The following is a 23,204-nucleotide window of genomic DNA, read 5'->3' as shown; positions in this document are numbered from 1 at the left end:
AGCCTCTTCGGTCCGGGGACGGGGAGACAGCAGCATCCTCCGGCACCGCCCCACCCACCCAGCGGACGCGCCCAGTGGGCTCAGAGCTCCGGCTTGAGCTGCACCTTCACGTAGCCGTCGGCCTTCTCCTGGAACGCCTTGTAGGCCTCGGGGGCCTGCGACAGCGGCAGGCGGTGGGTGGCGAAGGTGTCCACGCCCAGCGGGTCGGCGTCGGTGAGCAGCGGCATGATCTCCGGGATCCACCGCTTCACGTTGCACTGGCCCATGTGCAGCGCGATCTGCTTGTCGAACAGCGTGATCATCGGCATCGGGTCGGCCGCGCCGCCGTAGACGCCGGACAGCGAGATCGTGCCGCCACGGCGCACGATGTCGATCGCGGAGTACAGCGCGTTGAGCCGGTCGACGCCGGCCGCCTTCTGGATCGGGGCGGCCACCGCGTCGGGCAGCAGCCCGGCCGCCTTCTGCACGAAGCCGGTGGCCGGGGAGCCGTGCGCCTCCATGCCGACGGCGTCGAGCACCGAGTCCGGGCCGCGCCCGCCGGTCATGTCGCGGATGGCGTCGCCGAGGTCGTCGGCGTGCTCCCGGAGGTCGACCACCTCGATCCCCCGGGCCGCGGCCCGGGCCAGCCGCTCGGGCACCAGGTCCACGCCGATGACCCGGTAGCCCTTGTGCTGGGCGATCCGGCAGGCGAAGTCACCGACCGGCCCGAGCCCGAGCACGACCAGGGTGCCCCCCTCGGGCACCTGGGCGTAGGCGACGCCCTGCCAGGCGGTGGGCAGGATGTCGGAGAGGTAGGCGAACCGGTCGTCGGCCGGGCCCTCGGGCAGCTTGACGTGGGTGAACTGTGCCTGCGGGATGCGCAGGTACTCCGCCTGACCGCCGGGCACCTGGCCGTAGAGCTTGGAGAAGCCGAACAGCGCCGCGCCCATGCCCTGGTCGCGGACCTGGGTGGTCTCGCACTGGGTGTAGAGGCCCTGCCGGCACATCCAGCAGTGCCCGCAGGAGATCTGGAACGGGACGGAGACCCGGTCCCCGATCTTCAGGTCGCCGACCTCGGGACCCACCTCGACGACCTGCCCCATCGCCTCGTGACCGAGCACGTCGCCGACGCCCATGAAGGGGCCGAGCGGGTCGTACAGGTGGAGGTCGGAGCCGCAGATGTTGGTCGTGGTGACCCGGATGACCGCGTCGGTGGGCTGCTGGACGAAGGGGTCGTCCACCGTGTCCACCCGGACGTCGTGCTTGCCGTGCCAGGTCACTGCCTTCATGGGTCTCCGATCGTCGGACGACGCGGCCTGCGCCGTCGGACGAGCTGTGCCCCGGCCTGACCAGCACAAACGGTGCCCGATCCCACGTCGGCCCCGCACGGTGCGTGACCGGACGCCGCGGGCGGTCGGTGCCTGGCAGCATGCCCCGCGTGTCGCAGACCCCCACGAGGTTCCTGGAGTCCCCGCGCGTCCAGCGGTGGGTGCCGCTGGTGCTGGCCGTGGCCTGTGGCGCGTCGGCCGTCGGCGCCGCGGTGGGCGGCACCTGGCCGTGGGCGGTGGTCTTCGCCCTGCTCGCCCTGAACTGGCTGTGGTGGTACCGCCGCAGCTCCGCCGTCCCCGCCCCGGTGCCCGGCCACGTCGACGAGGCCTGGGCGCGCCGGGTGATCGCCGAGGCCGGCTCGCCGGAGGGGGTGGCCGCCGTCGTCGCGCTGCGCCGGGCCGAGCCAGCGCTGTCCCTGGTGACCGCCAAGGAGCTGGCCGACCGGGTCACCGGCTGAGCCGCGCCGGGCGGGTCAGTGCTCGCCGCGGTCGATCTCCGCGGCGATCCCGGCCAGCGCCTCGACCACCCGGGCCACCACCCGGCGCTCGGCCCGGTCGGGGCGCAGCAGCGCCTCGACCCGACGTCCGGCCGGCACCCCGGCCAGCGGGAGGAGCCGTAGCCCGGGCACCGGCACGGTGGTGTGCCGGGGCAGCAGCGAGACCCCGTGACCGGCGGCGACCATCGCCGAGGCGACCGCGAAGTCGTTGATCCGGTGCGCGATGTGCGGGGCGGCGCCGGACCCGGTCGCCACCGCGGCCAGCACCGGTGCGACGGGGAACCCCTCGCGCACGGTGATCCACTCCTCGCCCGCCAGCTCCTCCGGGGTGACCGCCGTCCGGCCGGCGAGCCGGTGCCCCGGGCCGACCGCGACGTCCAGCGGCTCGCGGAACAGCGGCACCACCCGCACGCCCGCGGGCCAGTCGGCGGCGCCGTCGGGCCGGTGGGCGAGCACGACGTCGAAGCGGTCGGTGAGGTCGGGGAACTCGGCGAGCGCCACGTCCTCGTCGGCGCACTCCAGCGTGACGCCGTCCGGCGCCGCTCCCAGCAGCCGGGGGAACACCAGCTGCGCGGCGCTCTGGAACGCCGAGACGCGCACCGTGCCGACGGGCCGTTCGGCGAACGCCTGGCAGGTCGCGCGGGCCCGCTCCACCGCCTCGGCCACGTCGACGGCGGCGTCGGCCAGCGCGTCCCCGGCCGGCGTGAGCCGCAGCCCGCGCCCCACGCGCTCGGTGAGCGGCACCCCCAGCTCCGCGGTGAGCGCGGCCAGCTGCTGGGAGACCGCCGACGGCGTCAGGTGCAGCACCGCGGCGGCCGCGGTGACCCCGCCCCGGCTGCGGACGGCACGGAGGGTCTCCAGCGAGCGCAGGTCCATGAAGGCAGTCTGAACGAACCGTCAAGATCTCTTCACTGGAGTTGGACGGCGCCACCCGGCACGCTCGACCCGTGCCCCTCCGCGACCGCCTGCTCGCCTGCCTCGTCGCCGTGCTGTGGGGCGTGAACTTCACCGCCATCCACCTGTCGCTCGAGCAGTTCCCGCCCTTCGCGCTGGTCGCGCTCCGGTTCGCCGTCCTGGCCGTGCCGACGCTGCTGTTCGTGCCCCGGCCGGACGTCCCGCTGCGCTGGCTGATCGGCTACGGCACCGGCTTCGGCGTGCTGCAGTTCCTCTTCCTGTACCTGGCCATGGACACCGGGATGCCGACCGGCCTGGCCTCGCTGGTGCTGCAGTCGTCGGCGCCGTTCACCGTGCTGCTGGCCGGCCTGCTGCTGCACGAACGGCTCACCGCCCGCCAGCTCACCGGCATCGGCATCGCGGTGGCGGGCCTCGCCGGGATCGCGCTCTACCGGGCCGAGGTCGGCGGCGCCGCGCTCCTGCTGCCGGTGCTGCTCACCCTCTGCGGCGGGCTGGGCTGGGCGCTGGGCAACCTGTGCACCCGGCAGGCCCGGGCGGCCGAGCCGCTGAAGCTCACCCTCTGGATGAGCGTCGTGCCGCCGCTGCCGATGCTCGGCGTCTCGCTCGTGACCGAGGGCCCGGCGGCGATCGCCCGGTCGTTCACCACGCTCGGCACGACCCAGGGGCTGCTCGCGCTCGCCGGCCTGCTCTACACCGTCGTGCTCGCCACCCTGCTCGGGTCCGGCATCTGGACCGCGCTGATGGCCCGGCACCCCTCGAGCACCGTCGCACCGTTCTCCATGCTGGTGCCGGTGGTCGGCATCGCCGTGTCCTGGCTGGCGCTGGGCGACGCCACCTCAGCCGTGGAGCTCGGCTGCGGCGCCGTCGTCGTGGCCGGAGTGCTGCTCGCGACGACCGGCCGCGTGCGGGCTCAGGGCCCGACCGGGGCTCAGGGCCAGATCGAAGCGACGATGATCGCCGAGACGGCGAGCGTCGAGCCGGCCGACACCAGGCTGGCGGGGTGGAAGTCCACGCCGGTGAGGTGGTGGCCGAGCCGCCCGGGGGTGACCACGTCGAGCAGCAGGAACGCCAGCACCTGCAGCAGCACGCCGAGCAGGCCGAACACCACGGTGTAGGCCAGCGCCCGGCCGAACCCGCTGGTGGCGTTGGTCCAGATGGTGGTGAAGGCGATCGCGCCCTGCCCGAGGAAGCCGGCCGCGAGCGCGATCCCGGCGTTCATCGAGCGCTCCTCGTAGATGTGCTTGGCGAGCCGGCCCGGGGTGAGCAGGTCGAGGGCGAGCGCGCCGACGAACAGCAGCGCGATGCCGACGGCGGTGTAGGCGACGGCGTAACCGATGCTGGCCAGCACGGGGGACCTCCAGGTCGGGGGCGGGGCGGGAGGGAGCCTAGGGGGTGGGCCGCACCGGGGTCCGGAATGGCACCCGGGAGCTGCGCGCTGCACCCGTCGTGACCGACGCGCTGACGCTGTTCGACGTGGGCCCGGACGACGACGTGGTCCCGGCGGAGACGCCCGTCGAGAACCGCCTGCTGCAGGTGCGCACGGTCTACGCCGAGCCCGCGGCCGCCGCCTCCCCGCGGGGCCGCCAGGTGCTCGCCCGGTTCCCCGCCGCCGAGGTGGTCGAGGTGGCCTCGCACTGGCAACTGCCCGAGCTGCACGGCAACGCCGGCAACGTTGACCGCTGGGTGCGGGTCAAGAGCGAGACGCTGGTGCTCGGCGTCAAGAAGTCGCTGAGCACCCGCCCCAACGGCCGCTCGGCGGACTTCATCGCCCCGTCCACCTCCAACGGCTGCGCGATGGCCTGCGCCTACTGCTACGTGCCCCGGCGCAAGGGCTACGCCAACCCGATCACGGTGTTCACCAACATCGAGCAGATCACCGCCCACCTGCGCCGGCACGTCGCCCGCCAGGGCCCCAAGACCGAGCCGAACCAGTGCGACCGGGACAGCTGGGTCTACGACCTCGGCGAGAACAGCGACTGCTCGGTCGACGCGGTCGTCAGCGACAACGTGGCCGACCTGGTCGCCACCTTCCGCGACCTCCCCACCGCCAAGGCCTCCTTCGCCACCAAGTTCGTCAACCGGCAGCTGCTCGACCTCGACCCGCAGGGCCGCACCCGGGTGCGCTTCTCGCTGATGCCCGACGCCGACGCGCACCTGCTCGACGTCCGCACCAGCCGCATCGCCGAGCGGATCGCCGCGATCGACGACTTCGTCGCCGCCGGCTACGAGGTGCACCTCAACTTCTCCCCCGTCGTGCTGCGTGAAGGGTGGGAGGCGGACTGGACGGCGCTGCTGCGGCAGCTGGACGACGAGCTCTCCCCCGCCGCCAAGGCCCAGGCCGCCACCGAGGTGATCATGCTGACCCACAACGAGGGGCTGCACGAGGTCAACCTGGGCTGGCACCCCCAGGCCGAGCAGCTGCTCTGGCGCCCGGAGGTGCAGCAGCCGAAGGTCAGCCAGAACGGGCAGCTCAACGTCCGCTACCGCAACGACGTGAAGCGGGCCGGGGTGCAGCGGCTGCAGGCGCTGATCGCCCAGCACACCCCGTGGCTGCCCGTCCGGTACGCGTTCTGATGACCGTCCCCACCGGCGTCGCGCTCTCGCTGCTGGACCGCTCGCGCACCCGGGCGGGCGAGCCGGACAGCGCCGGCGTGACCGGCACCGTCGCGCGCGCCGTCGCCGCCGAGCGGCTGGGCTACGACCGGTTCTTCGTCGCCGAGCACCACGGCGTGCCCGGCGTCGCGAGCGCCGCACCGGCCGTGCTGCTCGCCGCCATCGCCGGCCGGACGACGACGCTGCGGATCGGCTCGGCCGGCGTGATGCTCCCGCACCACCAGCCGCTGGTCGTGGCCGAGCAGTTCGCCATGCTGTCGGCGCTGGCCCCCGGCCGGGTCGACCTCGGGCTGGGCCGCTCCCCCGGCTTCACCCCGCCGGTGCGCCGGGCGCTGCGCTCGGCCGACGGCGACGACTTCGCCGGCGACCTGGCCGAGCTGCGCGCCTTCCTGACCGGGACGGCGGAGGTGACGGTGCACCCGCGCCCGGCGGCCCCCGTGCCGATGACCGTGCTGGCCACCGGCCGGGGCCTGGAGGTGGCCGCCGCGCTCGGCCTGCCGGTCGTCGTCGGCGGACCGCTGCTCGGGGTGGCCGGCGACCCGGCGCCGGGCCTCGACGCGCTCGCCCGCTACCGGGACGGGTACCGGCCCAGCGCGCAGGCGCCGGAGCCGCGGGTGTCGATCAGCCTCGACGTCCTGGTCGCCGGCACCGACGACGAGGCGCGCGACCTGCTGCTGCCCGAGGCCTGGGCGATGGCCCGGGCTCGCACCGAGGGCACGTTCCCCCCGCTGCAACCGGTCACCGACATCGGTTCGATGACGGCCATCCAGCGGCGGTACGTCGACCAGAGCACCGCCGCGGCGGTCGCCGGCACCGCCGACCAGGTCACCGAGCGGCTGGGAGCGCTGCTCGAGCGCACCGGGGCGGCCGAGCTGATCGCCTCCAGCAGCACCTTCGACCGCGCGGCGCTGGCCGCCTCCGACGCGGCGCTGGCGGAGCTGTTCGGCCGTCAGCCGGCCGCCGGCAGGGCACCGGCCAGCGCCGTCCCGTCGGGGGCGTAGACCACCGGCACCCCGCCGAACCGCGCCGTCCGGGTCGAGGTGTCGCGCACGTCGCGCAGCAGCACGGCGGCCACCCGCGCCGGCTCGGCCCGGGCGAACTCCTCGTACAGCGCCGGGTCGTGCTCACCGGTGTCCCCGACCAGGGTCCAGCGCACGCCGGGCAGGTCGGTGGCCAGCCGACGCAGCGACGTCCGCTTGTGCGCCTGACCGTCGCGGAACCAGCGGTCCGGCGTCGGTCCCCAGTCGGTGAGCAGCAGCGCGCCGCGCGGGAAGCCGGCCCGCTCGAGGAAGCGGGCCAGCGGGCCGGCCAGGTTCCACGGCCCGTTGCTCAGGTAGACGACCGGCACCGACGGGGAGCCGGCGGTCAGCTCGTGCAGCAGGGCGGCCATCCCCGGGACCGCCCGCCGCCGGCTCATCGGCTTCACGAAGGTCCGCCACGCGGCGCGCAGCGGGGTGGCCAGCCCGGTGACCAGCACCGTGTCGTCGATGTCGCAGACCACCCCGCGGGCCGCCTCGGGCGAGGCCAGGTGCACCACCGTGCGCGACTCCCGGTCCCCGGCCCGCAGCACCACCGGGACGGCGCCGGCGTCGGGCAGTGACAGGTCGAGGGTGACGTCGATCAGCCCGTCGTCGTCGCTGACCACCGTGCGGCGCTGCCCGGCGAGCTCCACGGTGACCTCGGTGCGCGGGCTCTCCAGGGTGAGGAACCGCTGCCATCCGGGCACCGCGCGGCGCGCCTCCGGGTGGGCACCGGCCGGGGCCAGCAGCACCCGCCCCAGCACCCGCGCCCGCCCGTCGCTGCCGTAGCCGGGGTGCGCCAGCACGACCGGCGTCCAGCCGACCCGGCGCGCCACCCCGGAGAGCAGGTCGTGGACGGCGACGTCGGCGCGGTGGGCCAGCGCAGGCAGGGAGACCATCCGGGCAGCCTGCCAGTCGTCGGCACGATGCGGACCGTCGCGGCGCGGAACCCACCATCCAGCCGTCGGCTGTGCCACGGTGCTCCCGCCCGTTCCCCCAGGTCAGGAGCCGCCAGTGCCCGCCCTCGAGATGCACGCGGTCGCCAAGACCTACGCCCGGCGCGGGCGCCCACCGCAGCGGGCACTGGACGGGCTGGAGCTGGTCGTCGGCGACGGCGGGGTGCACGGCCTGCTGGGGCCCAACGGCTCGGGCAAGACCACGATGATCCGGGTCGCGCTGGGGCTGGTGCGGCCCGACAGCGGTGAGGTGCGGCTGCTCGGCCGGCCCGTGCCCAGCGGCCTGCCCGAGGTGATCGGCAGCGTCGGCGCCCTCGTCGAGACGCCGCTGTTCTTCCCCGGGTTCACCGGCCGCCGGAACCTGCGGCTGCTGGCCGAGACCGCCGGCCTCCCCCGCACCCGGGTCGAGGAGGTGCTCGAGGTCGTCGAGCTGCGCGACCGGGCCGAGGACCGGTTCGCCGGCTACTCCCTCGGCATGAAGCAGCGCCTGGCCATCGCCGCGGCGCTGCTCAAGGCGCCGCAGCTGCTCGTGCTGGACGAGCCGGGCAACGGGCTGGACCCCGGCGGCATGCGCGACGTCCGCGAGCTCGTCCGGCGGCTGGGCCAGGAGGGGACGACGGTGCTGATCAGCTCGCACCTGCTCGCCGAGATCCAGCAGGTCGCCGACTCGGTGTCGATCATGGCCCGCGGCCGGTGCATCGCCTCCGGCCCCGTGCACGAGGTGCTGGCCGGCGGCGGAGCCCCCGACGTCCGGGTGCGCGTGCCCGACCCCGCGGCCGCCGCCGCGGTGCTCACCGCCGCCGGCTACCAGGTGGCACCCGCACCCGAGGGCGGCCTGCTGGTCCACGCGGTCGCCGCCCCGGCGGAGGTGACCCGGTTGCTGGCCGGGTCCGGACACTGGCTGGAGGAGCTGACCCCGATGACCGCAGACCTGGAGAGCGCCTTCCTCGCGCTGACGGCGGAGCGGGCATGAGCGCCGTCCAGACCCCGCCGCAGGCCGACCGGCCGACCGTCCCCGCGGGGCGGTTCAGCGGGCTGCTGCGCGCGGAGCTCCACCGGTTCACCGCCCGCCGGTTCATCCGGCTGCTGCTGCTCACCGCCGCGCTCGTCTGGGTCGGCGCGCTCGTGATCGGCCTGCTCAACTGGTCCTCGCCCACCCCCGAGCGGCTCGCCGCGGCCGAGCAGCAGCGGCAGGAACAGGTCGAGCTGTCGGCCCAGGGGCGCGCGGAGTGCCTCGAGCAGGTGCCCGCGGACGCGGGGATGACCCCCGACGAGTGGTGCGGCCCACCGATCCAGGACTCCGACTTCCCGATCGACATGTTCATCAGCCCGCCGCCGTTCTCCTTCGCGGAGCAGGGTCCGACGGGAGCGGCCGTCCTCGGCCTGCTCGCCGGGGCGCTGGCCTTCCTGGTCGGCGCCACCTTCGTCGGCGCGGAGTGGTCGAGCCGGTCGATGACCAACCTGCTGTTCTGGGAGCCGCGCCGGTCGCGGGTGCTGGGCGCCAAGGCCGCCGTCGTCGCCGCCGCCTCGGTGGTGCTCGGCGTGGTCGCGCAGGTGGCCTGGCTGGCGATGGCCGGCATCTGGCAGGGCGTCGTCGGCGACGGCCGTGCCCTGCCCGACGGCTTCTGGTCCGAGTTCGTCGGCGCCGAGGGCCGCGGGGTGCTGCTGACGGTGTTCGCCGGGCTGATCGGCTTCGGGCTCACCAACCTGGTGCGCAACACCGGGGCGGCGCTGGGCACGGCGTTCATCTACGTGCTGGTGGTGGAGACCGCCGTCCGCGCGCTCCGGCCGGAGTGGCAACCGTGGCTGCTCACCAACAACGTGACGGCGCTGGCCCTCCCCGACGGGCTCACGGTCGTCGTCGAGCAGGGCGAGCGGGTCGACGCGCAGGGGAACGTCTTCTGGGAGACCACCGAGTACCTGATCACGCACCTGCAGAGCGGGATCGTCCTGACCGTCGTCACCGCGGTCGTCGTCGGCGTCGGCGTCGTGCTGTTCAGCCGGCGGGACGTGCCCTGAGCGCGGGTCGTCTTTCCTGACGACCTGATGACATGCGTTTGGGACCGGGGAGGTCATCGGGTACGCGCTGGTCATGGCCACTGACCTGGAGTCCGCCACCCGTACCGAGCTGCTGCGCCGCGCGCGCGAGCAGGACGTCCCCGGACGCTCGTCGATGACCAAGGAGCAGCTGCTCGAGCACCTCGGGTCATCCGACGGCGCGGGGGCCGACGGCGACGGCGCACCCGGCGAGGACGCCACCGTGCGTGGTGACGGCCGGCGCCCGGTGCACTCCCGGGTCGACGCCTTCCACCTGCTCGCCGAAGCGCGGGCCCGCGGCGAGATGGTGCTCATCCCCCGGATGCTCACCGGCAACGACCGCCGCGTGCACGTCCGGGAGACCGTGCGCGAGGACCACGAGACCCGCATCGCCACCGGTGACCTGGAGGCCCGCGCGAAGTTCGACAAGCTCGCCGGGTCGGTCTTCCAGTTCTTCCGCGGCACCAACCTGCTCTTCTACCGCGACCTCGTCGGCGAGGACTCCCGGCTGCCCACCGTGCTGGCCCTGGGCGACGTGCACCCGGGCAACTTCGGGGTGATGCCCAGCTCGGACAACGTGCCGATCTTCAGCGTCAACGACTTCGACGACGCCTACTACGCGCCGTTCACCTGGGACCTCAAGCGCGGTGCCGTGGGCTTCATGCTGGGAGCGGAGGAGAAGGGCGACCTGAGCCGGAAGAAGCAGCGCGCCGTCGCCCGCCGGTTCGTGCAGGGCTACGTCGACGGCATCGCCTCCTACGCCGCGGACGGCCGGGAGCAGACCGAGCAGCTGCGGCTGGACAACGCCCCGCCGCTGATCGCCGACCTGATCTCCAGCACGCTGGAGACCAGCCGCACGGAGTGGCTGGCCGGCCTGCTGGACGAGACCCGCCGTGGTTTCCGCACCGACGAGGAGCTCGTGCCGGTGCGCAGCCGCCGGGAGGAGTTCCAGGGCATCGTCGACCGGTTCATCGCCGAGAACGAGGTGCGGGTGCCCGAGCGGGCGGGGCGGATGCAGGTCAAGGACGTCGCCGAACGGCGCGGTGCGGGCACCGCGTCGCTGGGCCTGACCCGGTACTACGTCCTCATCGCCGGGGTGCAGGACGACGGCACCGACGACCTGCTGCTGGAGTTCAAGCGCGCCCGCCGGTCCGCGCTGGCCGGGCTCGTGCCGCCCTCGGGGTACGAGGTCGACAAGCAGGGCGACCGGATCCGGCACGCCCAGCGGGTGCACCTGGTCGACGGCGACGTCTTCTACGGCAGCGTCGACATCGACGGGCTGAGCTTCATGGTCCGCGAGCGGGCACCCTTCCGCGACGACATCAGCCTGGGCTCGCTGTCGACGGGCGACTGGAAGGACTACGCGGAGATCTGCGGGAAGGTGCTCGCGCACACGCACGCGATGTCCGACGAGAGCGGCAACATCGACTACGACGTCGAGCCGGCGATCCTGGACGCGATCGGTGGGCGCGAGCTGTTCATCGACGACATCCTCCGCTTCGCCGAGGAGGCCGCCGACCGGGTGCGCCAGGACCACGAGTACTTCGTCGCCGACCACGAGCTGGGCGCCTTCCAGAACGTCGACGTCGTCTACCGCTGATGGGCCGGTGCCGGGGTGGCAGCGCCGCCACCCCGGGTGTCCGGGCCGGCTACCCACCGCCGCCCGGGTCGCGGGGCGGCTCGACGTCAGCGCTGCCCTCCCGGAACACCGTGACGGTCCGGATCACGGCGTCGTGGACCGTGACGAAGACGGCGATGTCGACCTCGCGGCGTTCGTCACCCACGACGAAGACCTCGCGGAACGTGCCGGCCGCGGCTCCTCCCTCGACGAGGAGCGTCCGGACGGCGAGGGACGGACGCATCTCCCACAACCCCACGTCGAAGACGGCGTCCCGCAACTGTGCGGTCCCGCGGAACAGGTCCGAGCCGGTGGCCCAGACGACGTCCTCGTGCAGGCCGGCGAGCAGGCGGTCCGTGTCGTGGGCATTGAAGGCAGCCACGTGCTCGAGGACCGCCGCCCGGGTCGCTGCCGACGCCTCCGCAGTCACCGCGGCCTGGTCGACATCCACGTCGGGATTGTGCGGGCACCCCGATCCGCCGACGCCCGCGGGGTCAGCCGGAACTGTCGTACCCCCGCCGTAGTTTCGGTGCATGACGACGGCGGCCGCGAGTTCCCCTGTGCGGTCGGCCACCATGGTGCTGGAGCTGTACTACCCGGGGTCCGAGGGACCGGGGCCGGCGTCGGAGTGGCCCGATGACCTGCTGGCGGCCCGCGTGCAGGGCCTTCAGCGGCAACGGGCGAAGGCTGCCGCGGAAGAGGCGGAGCTGATCCTCGCCCTGGCCGGGCAGCGGCCCGCCGCCGCGGATCCGGCACCGGAGCACCCGGGTGCCCGGCGAGCGGGGTGGACTGCCCAGCCGGGTGACGGTGAGGTCAGTGAGTTCTTCACCGCCGAGCTGGCCACGGTGCTCAACGTCGGGCGGGGAACGGCGGCGATCCGGCTCACCCGGGCACTGACCTGGGCGCGAAAGCTCCCGGGCACCTTCGCCGCACTGCGGGCCGGGGACATCGATGAGCGGCGGGCACAGCAGCTGGCCGATGCGGTGAAGAACGTCCCCGCCGACGTCGCCGGCCGCGTGGAAGCCGAGTTGCTGCCCGAGGCGAGCGATCTGTCGGTGACCCGGGTCGGCACCCGCGCCGCCGAGCTCGTGCTGCAGCTGGACGCCGCCGCCGAAGAGGCGCGGGTAGAGGCCGCCAAGGCCGCTGACGTGCACGTCTACCCCTCACCCGTCGACGGGCGGGCGGTGCTCGCGGTAGACCTGCCCGCCGAGGAGGCCGCCGCGGCGAAGGACCTCATCGACCAGCTTGCCCGGATGTTGAAGGCCGATGGCGATGAGCGGCCGATCGGGCAGCTGCGCACCCTGGTGGCCGCGGCGCTGATCCTCCGCCCGGCCGACACCGGCCTGCCGCTGGTGACGGCGAACCTGACCATCACCGCCGCGCTGGAGGCGTTGGAGGGCGGGTGTGCGCCGGGTGAGGTGAACGGGCTGGTGATCACCGCGGCCCACCTGCGTGACCTGCTCGCTCGCCTGGCCGCGCTCGGCGTGAGCACGCCCGAGGGCGGCTCGTTGAGCTACGCGCTCACCGGCCCGGACGGGGAACTGCTCGCCACGCTGACCCCCGCCGAACTGGAGCGGCTCGCCACGCGCGGCTGTCCCGACCACCCCGCGGGCGACTGCGGGTGTGAAGTGGCCGGCCCGCCGCCGGCCACCGACCGGTACCGGCCCACCGAGCGGCAACGGGCGTTCGTCACCGCCCGCGACCGGCGCTGCCGGTTCCCCGGCTGCGGGCAGCGCGTCGGCGCCAAGGACATCGACCACGTCATCGCCCACGCCTGCGGCGGGGCCACCGACTGCGCCAACCTCTGCTGCCTGTGCCGTAGCCACCACCGGCTCAAGACCCACGCCCCCGGCTGGCGGTTCACCATGACCGGCGACGGCACCCTCCAGGTCACCACCCCCAGCGGCGTCACCCGCACCACCCGACCACCCGGCCTCCGACCACCAGTGGCGCCGCCGCACCCCCCGCCCGGTGAACGACCACCCGACAGACCCGAGCCACCCCCTCCGGCCGGCAATACGGATGAGGACCCACCACCGTTCTGATCCGCGCAGCCCACTTCTCGATGTGTCCGCATGCCGCCCTGTCGACATGCGGACAGGTCGACAGGCGGTGACCTGGACACGCGCTCACTCGGCGGGCGGATGCCCGACGGGACGGCGCGGCACACGAACGGCGCCGCACGCGAACGGCGCTGCGCAATGGGTCGTTGCATCCAGCACCCCCGGACAGCACGCTCTGCGGGTGCACAGACGCCACTTCCTCGCCGCCGGAGCTGCCCTCGCCCTCGCCGGGTGCAGCGCCGGACCGGCGCGGCAGGCAGCCGGGCCGACCACGTCACCGGCGCGGACCACCCCGTCGCCCGAGCCGTCCGCGGAACCCACGCCGACCGAGGAGCCGCCGCCCACCCCGGGCACGGCGGCGGAGGTCCTGGCCCGCTCGACCGTCCCGGTGCTCTGCTTCCACCAGCTGCGCGAGCACACCTCCGACGACAGCGCGTACGCCCGCAGCATCACCACCCCGCCCGACGCCCTCCGCGCGCAGTTCACCGCGCTCCGCGACGGCGGCCACACCCCGGTCACCGCCCCCGCGCTCGTCGACCACCTGCAGTTCGGCACCCCGCTGCCCGACCGCCCGGTCCTGCTCACCTTCGACGACGGCTCGGCCACCCACGCCACCGTCGGGCTCCCGATGCTCCGCGAGTTCGGCTTCCCGGGCGCGTTCTTCCCGATGACCGTCGTGCTGGACAAGCCGAACTGGCTCAGCAGCGACCAGCTGCGCGAGCTCGACGCCGCCGGCATGACCATCGGCGCGCACAGCTGGGACCACCAGCGGATGGACCGCCTCATCGGCGACCAGTGGCCCGAGCAGGTGGACCAGCCCCGGCAGACCCTGGCCGAGGTCCTCGGGCACCCGGTCGACCTGCTCGCCTACCCGCACGGCGTGTGGAACCAGGAGACGCTCACCCACGTGGCGGCGGCCGGCTACCGGGCCGCGTTCCAGCTCGCCGACCCGACCGACCCAGCGCAGCCGCTGCTCACCATCCGCCGGATCATGCCGCCACCCACCTGGGACGGGCCCACCCTGCTCGCCCACCTCGACGCCGACTTCTGACGGATGGGACCTACCAGGATGCCCAACACGCACCAGCCGTTCGAGTGGTTCTCCGACTGGGTCGAGCAGCACCTGCTGCTGACGCTGACCGTCGTCTCCATCCCCGACCCGGTCCGCGTGCTCGCCGCCTTCGGGCCGACGGACTTCGACCGCAGCACCTTGTCGCTGCAGTCGGCCTATGACCTCGACCGGCCGTCGATGAGGCTCGGCACCGCCGCGGAGTGGAGTTACGCGGTCGAGCACGCGTCCACCACGGGAGGCGACTCCCGCGTCCTGGCCCGCCTGACCGCGGACGGCGGCACAGCGGTGAGCCTCTGCTTCACCCCGAACATCAGCGGGGTCCACGTCGCGCGCGACGGCGACTACCTCTGCGGCTTCGAGCCGGCCAGCCCCGACTGGATGCGCTGGGGGTCGGCGCCGCACGCCTTCGACGCAGAGATCCAGGCCGCCGGGTTCCCCGGATCCCTCCCGACGCCGGGCGCACCGGCGGCGTCGTTCCTGCACCTGCTGACCGGGGTGACGCTCACCCCGGCGATGCTGGAGGACCCCCTGCCCTGCGCCACCATGCCGGGGCACACCGGTACGGGGGACGGGAGTCCGCGCGGAGCGGCTCCCCTCGTACCCGGCACCCTGATGCCGGACCCCACCCGGCAAGGAGGCCCGTCAGATCGGTGAGGCGCCGGGCCGACTGACGCACCGCCGCGACTACCGTGACCTCCGTGGCCCGGGTGGTGGTGATCGGCGCCGGGCTCGGCGGGCTGGCGGCCGCGGCCCGGCTCGCCGCGACCGGGCACGCGGTCACCGTGCTGGAGCAGGCGCCGGTGGTCGGCGGCAAGCTCGGCTGGTTCTCCCGCGACGGGCACGGCTTCGACACCGGCCCCAGCCTGGTCACCCTCCCCCAGGTCCTCCGCGACCTGTTCGCCGCCACCGGCGCGCCGCTGGACGACGTCCTGGACCTCCAGCGGCTCGACCCGGCCGTCGCCTACCGCTTCGCAGACGGGACGACGGTCGACGTCCCGGGCAGCCGCGAGCTCATCCCCGCCGCGCTGGACGACGCCCTGGGCAACGGCGCCGGCGCCCAGTGGGCGGCGCTGCTCGACCGCGCCGAGGCGATGTGGCGGGCCACCGAGCAGCCGTTCCTGCGCTCCCCGCTCGCCGGGGCCGGCACCCTGCTGCGCCTGGCCCGACGGGCCGCCGACCTGCGCACCATCGCCCCCGGCCGCACGCTGCGCGGCCTGGGCAGCACGTACCTGGGCGACCCGCGGCTGCGGATGCTGCTGGACCGCTACGCCACCTACTCCGGCTCCGACCCGCGGCGCGCCCCCGCGGCGCTGCTCACCGTCCCGTACGCCGAGCAGGCCTTCGGCTCCTGGTACGTCCGCGGTGGCCTGCGCCGGCTGGTCGAGGCGGTCGCGCAGCGCGCCGTCGAGCGCGGCGCCACCATCCGCACCGACGCCGCCGTCGCCGAAGTGCTCGTCGAGGGCGGCCGGGCCGGCGGGGTGCGACTGGCCGACGGCGAGCGGATCGCGGCCGACGTCGTCGTGAGCAACGCCGACGCCACCGCCCTCTACCGCGGACTGCTGCCCGGCACCGCCCCGGCCCGCGGACCCCGGGCCGCGCTGCGCCGGGTCACCCCGTCGTCGTCCGGCCTGGTGCTGCTGCTCGCGCTGCGCGGGCGCACCCCCGGCCTCGCCCACCACACCGTGCTCTTCCCGCACGACTACGACGCCGAGTTCGACGCGCTGTTCGGGCGGCAGCACCTCGGCAGGCGGGGCCCGAAGCGGCCGGTCGCCGACCCGACGGTCTACGTCAGCGCACCCGACGACCCGGCCACCCGCCCCGACGCCGACAGCGAGTCGTGGTTCGTGCTGGTCAACGCGCCGAGACACGAACCGGGCACGGGCGTCGACTGGACCGCCCCGGGCTGGCCGACGCCCAGGCCGACCGGGTGCTCGACGTGCTGGCCGACCGCGGGCTGGACGTGCGGGACCGGGTGCGCTGGCGGGTGGTGCGCACCCCGGCCGACCTGGAGCGGGAGACCGCCAGCCCCGGCGGGTCGATCTACGGGACGTCGAGCAACGGCGCCCGGGCCGCCTTCCTGCGCCCGGGGAACGCCTCCCCGGTGCCGGGGCTGTTCCTGGTCGGCGGCTCTGCGCACCCCGGCGGCGGGCTGCCGCTGGTCACCCTGTCCGCGCAGATCGCCGCCGGGCTGATCGGTCCGGCCTGAGGGGCTAGGGTCGCACTACCTACAGACCACTAGGTAGTACCGAGGGGACCCCGTGAGCACTGACGCTCCGCAGAGCACCGCCTTCGCGACCGCCGTCGCCGCCGTCCGTGGCGGGGCCGGCGTCCAGGCCGAGGCCCGGCAGCTGTTCGCCCAGCTCACCCCCGACGAGCAGCTCGGCCTGCTCGACGGCGACTGGGAGTTCTGGGACGGCTTCCTGGCGATGCTGACCGGCGGCTACAACACCGTGCCGATCCCGCACGCGGCCGTCGCCCGGCTCGGCATCCCCGGCACCCAGTTCGTCGACGGCCCGCGCGGCTGCGTCTCCGGCAACGGCACCGCCTTCCCGGTCTCCATGGCCCGCGGCGCCACATGGGACCCCGAGCTCGAGGAGCGGGTCGGCCAGGTCATCGGCCGCGAGGTGCGCGCCGTCGGCGGCAACTTCTTCGGCGGCGTCTGCATCAACCTGCTCCGCCACCCCGCCTGGGGCCGCGCGCAGGAGACCTACGGCGACGACCCGTTCCACCTCGGCGAGATGGGCGCGGCCCTGGTGCGCGGCACCCAGCGGTACGTGATGGCCTGCGCCAAGCACTACGCGCTGAACTCGATGGAGAACGCCCGCTTCACCGTCGACGTCACCATCGACGAGGCCACCCTGCAGGACGTCTACCTGCCGCACTTCAAGCGCACCGTCGACGAGGGCGTGGCGGCCATCATGAGCGCCTACAACTCGGTCAACGGCGAGTGGGCCGGCCAGAACCGGCACCTGCTCACCGAGGTGCTGCGCGACCAGTGGGGCTGGGACGGGATCACGGTCAGCGACTTCATCTGGGGTCTGCGCGACGCCGGCGCCTCGCTGGACGCCGGCCTGGACCTGGAGGAGCCCTTCCGCCAGCAGCGCGCCCAGCACCTCGCCGGCCAGCTCGCGGACGGCAGCGCGGACCGGTCCGGCGTCGAGCGTTCCGGCGTCCGGATGATCGCCGCGATGCTGCGCTCCTACGCCGCCCGCGAGGACGGCGCCTTCGGCCCCGAGCTGATGGCCGACGACGACGCCCGGGCACTGGCCCGCGAGGTCGCCGCCCGCGCCATGGTGCTGCTGCGCAACGAGCCGGTCGGCGGCGCCCCGCTGCTGCCGCTGGACCCGGCGGCGGTGTCGAGCATCGCGGTCATCGGCCGGCTGGCCACGGAGGTCAACCAGGGCGACCACGGCTCCTCCGACGTCCGCCCGCCCAGCAGCACCACCCCGCTGGAGGGCATCACCGCCGCCTTCCCCGGCGCGCGGATCGTGCACGTCGCCGACGACGACCCGGCGGCCGCCGCGGAGGCGGCGCGCCAGGTCGACGTCGCGATCGTCGTCGCCGGCTTCACCGCCGAGGACGAGGGCGAGTACGTCGGCTCGGACACGATGAACAACCCGGACCTGCTGGCGCTGTACCCGCCGCGACCGGACGGCGTGCGGGCCACCGGCGACGAGGTCGTGATGACCGCCGGCGAGGGGTTCGGCGGCGACCGCGACTCGCTGCGGCTGCGCCCCGAGCAGGAGGAGGTCATCCGCGCGACGGTGGCGGCCAACCCGCGCACCGTCGTCACGATGGTCGCCGCCGGCCCGGTGCTCACCGAGGCCTGGCGCCAGGAGGTGCCGACCGTCCTGCTGCAGTGGTACGCCGGCATGGAGGGCGGCCCGGCGCTCGGCGACGTGCTCACCGGTGCCGCGGAACCGGCCGGCCGGCTGCCGTTCAGCGTGCCGACCAGCGAGGAGCACCTGCCCTTCTTCGACCGCGACGCCACCGCGATCACCTACGACCGGTGGCACGGCCAGCGGCTGCTGGACCGACTCGGCGTCGAGGCCGCGTACCCGCACGGCTTCGGGCTGTCGTACACGTCGTTCACCATCGGCGACGTGACCGCGGCCGGCGCGGCGGTGACCGCGACGGTGACCAACACCGGCGACCGCGACGGCCGGCACGTGGTGCAGGTCTACGGGCGCACCGGCACCGGTGGCTACCCGGGTGAGCGGCTGCTGGTCGGCTTCCGCAGCGTCGCCGTGCCCGCCGGCGCCTCGGTTCCCGTCGAGGTGCCGGTCAGCCTGCTCGCGCTGGCCCGGTGGGACGACGACCGGCGCGAGCGCGTGCTGCCCGACGCCACCGACGTCGAGCTGGAGGTGGGCGCGTACGCCGGCGACCCGCAGGCCGCCGTCCTCCGGCTTGGCTGAGGCGCGGCCGCGCGGCCCGGGCAGCCGGTGGACGCCGGAGCAGCGGCGCCGGCAGATCCTCGACGAGGCGACCCGGATCGTCGGGCAGCGCGGCTACTACGGGTTCAGCGTGCAGGCGGTGGCCGACGCCTGCGGGCTGACCGTCGCCGGGCTGCTGCACCACGTCGGCTCCAAGGACGGGCTGCTCGTGGCGTTGCTCGAGGACCGCGACCGCCGGGACGCCGCCGCCGTCGCCGGGGAGCTCGGTGCCGGCCTGGACGACCTGGCCGACTCGTCGGTGGCCGAGATGCGGGCGGTGCTGCGGGCGGTCGTCGTCCGCAACACCACCCAGCCGGAGATCGTCCGGCTGTACTCGATGCTGCGCACCGAGTCGCTGTTCGAGGGCCATCCCGCGCACGGCTACTTCCGCGACCGGGACGCCCGCGTGCTGGCCACCTTCACCCGGCTGGTCGGCGGGCACGTGCCGCACCCCGGGTCCACCGCCCGCCAGCTGCTCGCGGTGATGGGCGGCCTGGAGGAGCAGTGGCTGCGCACGCCCGACGAGGTCGACCTGGTCGGCGAGTGGGACCGCGCCGCCGCGCTGCTGCTGCCCTGACACGCGCCGGCACCCCGGGCCTCGCAGAGGCCAGGGGTGCCGGTCCGGCCCCTTCGCAGGGTCCCGCCCTGAGCTTGCGGAGGGTGGGGGCGAAGGGGTCCTCCGTCAGGCGTCGCGGCGGCGGAGGACGACGTACCCGGCGAGCAGGACGGCGAGCGCCTCGGCGGCGAAGACCGCGAAGCCCGTCCACGGTGCGAGGGAGGCGCCGCCGGTGAAGGGGACCACCTGGGCGACCGCGCCACCGGCGTTGCCGGGCATCAGCTTGGCCACCCACTCCCCCCAGGTGCCGGGCAGGGCGTAGGCCAGGTTCCCGACGATGAGCACCAGCGCGATGCCGACGGTCAGCGCCGCGCCGGTGTTCCGGATCAGGAAGCCCGCGCCGAGGGCGAGCACACCCAGGCCGGCCAGGTAGAGGCCGTTGCCGAGCAGGGCGCGCAGCACCCCGTCGTCGGACAGCGCCATCCCGATCCCCTCGCGGTCCAGGAAGGCGTTGCCGCCCAGGTAGCCGACGAACGCCGTCACGACGCCGGCGACGAACAGCACCCCGGCGAGCACCAGGACCTTCGCCAGGACCACCCGGCCGCGGTGCGGCACGGCGGTGATCGTCGCCCGGATCATCCCGGTGCCGTACTCGCTGGTGACCACCAGCGTGCCGAGCGCGATCGCCGTCAGCTGGGAGAACAGCAGCCCCCAGGTGAGGAACGACGCCGGGGACTCCCCCGCCTCGCCGCTGGCGAGGTCGGCCGCCGCGGCCCAGCAGACGAGCGTGGTGAGCCCCGCACCGAGCACGAAGAGCAGGCCCAGGGACCACCGGGTGGACCGGACGGACCAGAACTTCAGCCACTCGGCGTGCAGGGCCGCACCCAGGCCGGGATCGCGGCGCCCGGGCACGTGCCGGTCGGGGTCGAGGGAGACGCGGTCGATGGAGGTGCGGTCGGTGGAGGTGCCGTCGGTGGGCGGGCGGTCGGTCACGGTCGAGGTGGTCACGGTCTGGCTCATCGCGCAGCTCCTGCGGTCGCGACCGGCCCGGCGGCGTACTCGACGCTGCTGGCGGTCAGGGTCATGAAGGCGTCCTCGAGCGAGGACTGGACGAGGGTGAGTTCGTGCAGGTGCAGGCCGGCGCCGCCGACCAGGTCCCCGATGCCGGCGGCGTCCAGCCCCTGCACGCGGAGCTCCACGTCGACGCCACTGCCGTGCCGGTCGACGTCCAGGCCGGAGCGCACGAGCAGCTCGGCGGCCTCGGCGGTCCGCGGGGTGCGCACCCGGACGTAGGAGGCGGCGTGGTCGGTGATGAACTGCGCCATCGAGCAGTCGGCCAGCACCCGGCCGCGGCCGATCACGATCAGGTGGTCGGCGGTGAGCGCCATCTCGCTCATCAGGTGGCTGGAGACCAGCACGGTGCGCCCCTGGCCGGCGAGCTCGCGGGCGAGGTTGCGCACCCAGCGGATGCCCTCGGGGTCCAGGCCGTTGACCGGCTCGTCGAGGACCACGACCGGCGGGTCACCGAGCAGGGCGACGGCGATGCCCAGCCGCTGGCCCATGCCGAGGGAGAACCGGCCGACCCGCTGGTCGGCGACGTCGGTGAGCCCCACCAGGTCGAGCACCTCGTCGACCCGCTTCGCCGGGATGCCGTTGCTGGCGGCCAGCCAGCGCAGGTGGTTGCGGGCGCTGCGGCCCGGGTGCAGGGCCCGTGCCTCGAGCAGCGCGCCGACCGAGCGGAGCGGGGCGGGGACGTCGGCGTAGTTGCGGCCACCGACGGTGACGGTGCCGCTGGTGGGCCGGTCCAGCCCGATCATCATCCGCATCGTGGTGGACTTGCCGGCGCCGTTCGGGCCGAGGAAGCCGGTGACCCGGCCGGGCTCCACGGTGAAGCTGACGCCGTCCACGGCGACCTTGGAGCCGTACGTCTTCGTGAGGTCCCGGGCGATGATCATCGCGGAGCCCGGGCCTGCTGTGCAGCGGTGGTGTCCATGCCGAGAAGCCTGTCGGCGGGCGCTCCCGCCGTACATCGGGGAGGCCCCCCAACCGACCCTGAGGCTGCCCCGACCCGGGACCCCGGGGTCCCCTGACCCGCACCCTCGCCGTTCTCGCGGCGTTCCCCGGCCGTTCCCCACGACCGTCCCGGCCTCGGTGCCGGGATCGGCGGCACCGGGTGGGGGTCCGCGATCTCGTGCAGTGAGTCACCTGGCGACTCAGTGCACGAGGTTCCGCGGGAGGACCCGGTGGCCCGGGCCAGCGCCCCGGACGACCGGGGGGGGACGTCAGCCGCGGGCGCCGGCGACCCCAGCACGGCGGCCAGCCCGAGGGCGCTGCGCGGGGCGTAGGGCGCCCGCCACAGCCCGCCGTGCGCGGCGGCGTGGGCCTCGTCCTGCCACGGGTGGGCGTGCGCGGGGCCACCGCCGGTGTGCAGGTCGTGCACCAGCAGCGCGGCCATCAGCACGTTCGACGTCGCGGGCTCGAACACCTCCACCCCGAACCGGTGCGCGCCGGCGTACGCGGCGGCCAGCGCCCGGTTCTTCACCACCGAGCGGGTGCGGGTGGGGGGCGCGACGTTCAGCGAGACGGTCGCCCCGTCGGTGCGGGCGACGGTGGCCCGCCAGCGCTGCACCCGCTTGGCCAGCGCGTAGTTGGGGCCCTGCTGCGGCACCAGGCTGTCGTTGACCCCCGGGTCGGCGCCGGGCACGTAGTTGCGCTGCAGCAGCCGCCCCGCCGAGAGCGTGCGCAGGGGCCGGCCCAGCAGCTTCGCCGTCCGCGAGCGATCGGCGTAGGCCGCGGCCGAGGCCGCCACCGCGTCCCGGGGCACGGCGAAGACGTCGGTGGGGGTGGCCAGGAAGGCCAGCGCCAGGTCGGGCCGCTGCTGCTGCAGGCGCACGGTGAGCGCGTCGACCGCGGCGGAGACCCGCACGTTGGTGGCGCCGTCGGCGTAGACGTAGTTGCCCAGCACCAGGCCGCCGGGCAGGCCGAGCAGCCACTCGGCGACCTCGGGCACCTCGGCCACGAGGTCGGCCCCTGCCTCGGCCGCGGGGTCGGCGTGGTCCCGCCGGGCCGGCAGCAGCAGGGTGCCCGCGCCACGCCGGGTGGTCTCCAGCACCCGGCGCCACAGCTCGACGCGGGGCAGGTCGACGGCGGCCACCCGGGCGCCCCACCGCAGCAGGGCGGGGAGCGGGCCCATCTCGGCGCCGGCGCCCAGCACCACGACCGTGCGCCCGTGCAGCGCCAGCCACTCCGGGTGGTCCAGCACGGCGCGCACCGCGTCGGCGCAGCTGGGTTCCACCATGCCGGCGCCGACCCAGGCGTCGAGACGGCGGCGGACGTCGTCACCGCGCAACCGCTCCCCACGCCAGGGGAGGGTCAGCTCCTGCTCGGGCGGGGCCTCACCGCGCACCTCGACCGTGGTCAGCGACCGGCGGGGGGACGCGGTGCGCAGCGAGCCCAGCGCGACCTCACCGTCCGGGCCGGCGACCCGCATCCGGGTGTGCAGGGAATCGAGCCCGGCGCCGGCGATGGCGCGGGCGGCCGCCGGGGAGGCCAGGCCGGCCTCGACCGTGCGCCGGAGGTGCGTCAGGTAGCCGCCGCGCCAGTTCGTCTCGTGCTCGGCCGCGCGGGCGCCGGTCGGGTCGACGGGGCGCAGCGCGTCGGCGATCACGGCGCGACCGACCGCCGCCGTGCTGCGCCGGCCGTCCGGGCCGGCCGGGAAGACGACGCCGCGCTGGTCCGGCTGCTGCTGTTCCGACTGCTGCTGGTCCGACTGCTCCGAGGAGGTCATCCGCCGATCCTGCCCGAACAGCCGGGGCCGGCGCCCGGTTCCAGGCGCCGGCCCCGAGGATCAGGTGATGCCGTGGATCAGCTGCCGTCGCCGGGCCGGCCGATCCGGTCGTCGGCGAAGTCGCGACCCTTGTCGATCTGCGCGTCGTGGTTGCCGCCGGTCTTCTGGTCGGCGAACTGCTCGCCCTTGTCCAGGCCCTTGTCGCTGAGCTGCTCGCCCTTGTCGCTGTTCAGCGCGCCCTTGGCCTTGTCCATCATGCCCACGGTGGTCCCCCTCGCATCCGGCCGCGCCCTGCGGCGCGACGTCGGGGACTGCCATGCCCGCGGCACGA

21 protein-coding genes and 1 pseudogene are annotated in these 23,204 nt (G+C 74.9%); 13 read left to right on the top strand and 9 right to left on the bottom strand.

Annotated elements, in window-relative coordinates; genetic code table 11:
* Positions 1-80: 80 nt before the first annotated feature.
* The gene (locus JD78_RS01175) at positions 81-1,268 is read right to left on the bottom strand and encodes a zinc-dependent alcohol dehydrogenase (RefSeq protein ID WP_153356648.1); all 1,188 of its coding nucleotides are present in this window, start codon (positions 1,266-1,268) and stop codon (positions 81-83) included.
* A 149-nt stretch (positions 1,269-1,417) separates the two neighbouring features.
* On the opposite strand from JD78_RS01175, the gene JD78_RS01170 reads away from it, so the two are divergent.
* Positions 1,418-1,765 carry a hypothetical protein gene (locus JD78_RS01170; protein WP_153356645.1) on the top strand — a complete coding sequence of 116 codons (348 nt, stop codon included), beginning with the start codon at positions 1,418-1,420 and terminating at the stop codon, positions 1,763-1,765.
* 15 nt (positions 1,766-1,780) lie between these two features.
* Here JD78_RS01170 and JD78_RS01165 read toward each other — a convergent pair whose 3' ends face one another.
* Positions 1,781-2,680: a LysR family transcriptional regulator gene (locus tag JD78_RS01165; protein ID WP_153356642.1), complete on the bottom strand. Its 900-nt coding sequence runs from the start codon at positions 2,678-2,680 to the stop codon at positions 1,781-1,783.
* Positions 2,681-2,751: 71 nt separating this feature from the next.
* Here JD78_RS01165 and JD78_RS01160 point away from each other — a divergent pair.
* Positions 2,752-3,600, top strand: a pseudogene (locus tag JD78_RS01160) (EamA family transporter); the annotation flags it as partial.
* A 47-nt stretch (positions 3,601-3,647) separates the two neighbouring features.
* On the opposite strand, the gene JD78_RS21635 reads toward JD78_RS01160, so the two are convergent.
* On the bottom strand, positions 3,648-4,067 hold the full coding sequence (locus tag JD78_RS21635; RefSeq protein ID WP_153356639.1) for a DUF350 domain-containing protein: 420 nt from the start codon (positions 4,065-4,067) through the stop codon (positions 3,648-3,650).
* A gap of 98 nt (positions 4,068-4,165) precedes the next feature.
* Between JD78_RS21635 and JD78_RS01155 the strand changes: the two genes are divergently transcribed.
* Positions 4,166-5,293 (top strand): spore photoproduct lyase family protein, encoded by a 1,128-nt coding sequence (locus tag JD78_RS01155; RefSeq protein WP_166520892.1) that lies wholly within the window; start codon positions 4,166-4,168, stop codon positions 5,291-5,293.
* Positions 5,293-6,333 (top strand): MsnO8 family LLM class oxidoreductase, encoded by a 1,041-nt coding sequence (locus JD78_RS01150; RefSeq protein ID WP_153356636.1) that lies wholly within the window; start codon positions 5,293-5,295, stop codon positions 6,331-6,333. The genes JD78_RS01155 and JD78_RS01150 overlap by 1 nt, the downstream gene beginning before the upstream one ends.
* Here JD78_RS01150 and JD78_RS01145 read toward each other — a convergent pair.
* Positions 6,282-7,250 carry an App1 family protein gene (locus JD78_RS01145; protein ID WP_153356633.1) on the bottom strand — a complete coding sequence of 323 codons (969 nt, stop codon included), beginning with the start codon at positions 7,248-7,250 and terminating at the stop codon, positions 6,282-6,284. The two genes, JD78_RS01150 and JD78_RS01145, sit on opposite strands and share 52 nt — an antisense overlap.
* Before the next feature lie 115 nt (positions 7,251-7,365).
* Here JD78_RS01145 and JD78_RS01140 point away from each other — a divergent pair, with 115 nt between their 5' ends.
* The 3 genes from JD78_RS01140 to JD78_RS01130 all read left to right on the top strand — a co-directional run bounded on the left by JD78_RS01140 (position 7,366) and on the right by JD78_RS01130 (position 10,944).
* Positions 7,366-8,280 (top strand): ABC transporter ATP-binding protein, encoded by a 915-nt coding sequence (locus JD78_RS01140; protein ID WP_153356630.1) that lies wholly within the window; start codon positions 7,366-7,368, stop codon positions 8,278-8,280.
* On the top strand, positions 8,277-9,326 hold the full coding sequence (locus tag JD78_RS01135) for an ABC transporter permease subunit (RefSeq protein WP_153356627.1): 1,050 nt from the start codon (positions 8,277-8,279) through the stop codon (positions 9,324-9,326). Before JD78_RS01140 ends, JD78_RS01135 begins: the two co-directional genes overlap by 4 nt.
* 73 nt (positions 9,327-9,399) lie before the next feature.
* Positions 9,400-10,944, top strand: coding sequence for a DUF2252 domain-containing protein (locus tag JD78_RS01130; protein WP_153356624.1), 1,545 nt, complete (start codon positions 9,400-9,402; stop codon positions 10,942-10,944).
* A gap of 49 nt (positions 10,945-10,993) precedes the next feature.
* On the opposite strand, the gene JD78_RS01125 is transcribed toward JD78_RS01130, so the two are convergent.
* Positions 10,994-11,413 (bottom strand): nuclear transport factor 2-like protein, encoded by a 420-nt coding sequence (locus JD78_RS01125; protein ID WP_153356621.1) that lies wholly within the window; start codon positions 11,411-11,413, stop codon positions 10,994-10,996.
* A gap of 82 nt (positions 11,414-11,495) precedes the next feature.
* Here JD78_RS01125 and JD78_RS01120 point away from each other — a divergent pair, with 82 nt between their 5' ends.
* From JD78_RS01120 to JD78_RS01095, 6 genes are all read left to right on the top strand, one after another.
* Entirely contained in the window at positions 11,496-13,007 is a 1,512-nt protein-coding gene (locus JD78_RS01120) for an HNH endonuclease signature motif containing protein (protein WP_228394901.1), read from the top strand.
* 199 nt (positions 13,008-13,206) lie between these two features.
* Positions 13,207-14,076 carry a polysaccharide deacetylase family protein gene (locus JD78_RS01115; RefSeq protein ID WP_153356618.1) on the top strand — a complete coding sequence of 290 codons (870 nt, stop codon included), beginning with the start codon at positions 13,207-13,209 and terminating at the stop codon, positions 14,074-14,076.
* A gap of 18 nt (positions 14,077-14,094) precedes the next feature.
* Positions 14,095-14,751 carry a DUF6461 domain-containing protein gene (locus tag JD78_RS01110; protein WP_153356616.1) on the top strand — a complete coding sequence of 219 codons (657 nt, stop codon included), beginning with the start codon at positions 14,095-14,097 and terminating at the stop codon, positions 14,749-14,751.
* Positions 14,752-14,795: 44 nt separating this feature from the next.
* On the top strand, positions 14,796-16,289 hold the full coding sequence (locus JD78_RS01105) for a phytoene desaturase family protein (RefSeq protein WP_243730952.1): 1,494 nt from the start codon (positions 14,796-14,798) through the stop codon (positions 16,287-16,289).
* Between the two features lie 66 nt (positions 16,290-16,355).
* On the top strand, positions 16,356-18,512 hold the full coding sequence (locus tag JD78_RS01100) for a beta-glucosidase family protein (RefSeq protein WP_153356612.1): 2,157 nt from the start codon (positions 16,356-16,358) through the stop codon (positions 18,510-18,512).
* Positions 18,505-19,107, top strand: a complete 603-nt coding sequence (locus tag JD78_RS01095) for a TetR/AcrR family transcriptional regulator (protein WP_153356610.1) — start codon at positions 18,505-18,507, stop codon at positions 19,105-19,107. Before JD78_RS01100 ends, JD78_RS01095 begins: the two co-directional genes overlap by 8 nt.
* 105 nt (positions 19,108-19,212) lie before the next feature.
* On the opposite strand, the gene JD78_RS01090 is transcribed toward JD78_RS01095, so the two are convergent.
* From JD78_RS01090 to JD78_RS01075, 4 genes are all read right to left on the bottom strand, one after another.
* On the bottom strand, positions 19,213-20,106 hold the full coding sequence (locus JD78_RS01090) for an ABC transporter permease (protein ID WP_228394900.1): 894 nt from the start codon (positions 20,104-20,106) through the stop codon (positions 19,213-19,215).
* Positions 20,103-21,041, bottom strand: coding sequence for an ABC transporter ATP-binding protein (locus JD78_RS01085; RefSeq protein WP_153356608.1), 939 nt, complete (start codon positions 21,039-21,041; stop codon positions 20,103-20,105). The genes JD78_RS01090 and JD78_RS01085 overlap by 4 nt, the downstream gene beginning before the upstream one ends.
* Positions 21,038-22,873, bottom strand: coding sequence for a hypothetical protein (locus JD78_RS01080; RefSeq protein WP_243730951.1), 1,836 nt, complete (start codon positions 22,871-22,873; stop codon positions 21,038-21,040). The genes JD78_RS01085 and JD78_RS01080 overlap by 4 nt, the downstream gene beginning before the upstream one ends.
* A 77-nt stretch (positions 22,874-22,950) precedes the next feature.
* Positions 22,951-23,127 (bottom strand): antitoxin, encoded by a 177-nt coding sequence (locus tag JD78_RS01075; RefSeq protein WP_228394899.1) that lies wholly within the window; start codon positions 23,125-23,127, stop codon positions 22,951-22,953.
* Between the last annotated feature and the right edge of the window lie 77 nt (positions 23,128-23,204).

The organism is Modestobacter roseus, from assembly GCF_007994135.1.
Taxonomy (GTDB): Bacteria; Actinomycetota; Actinomycetes; order Mycobacteriales; family Geodermatophilaceae; genus Modestobacter; species Modestobacter roseus.
Note: the sequence above shows the minus strand (reverse complement) of the source record. Positions and strands in the feature narration are given on the sequence as shown.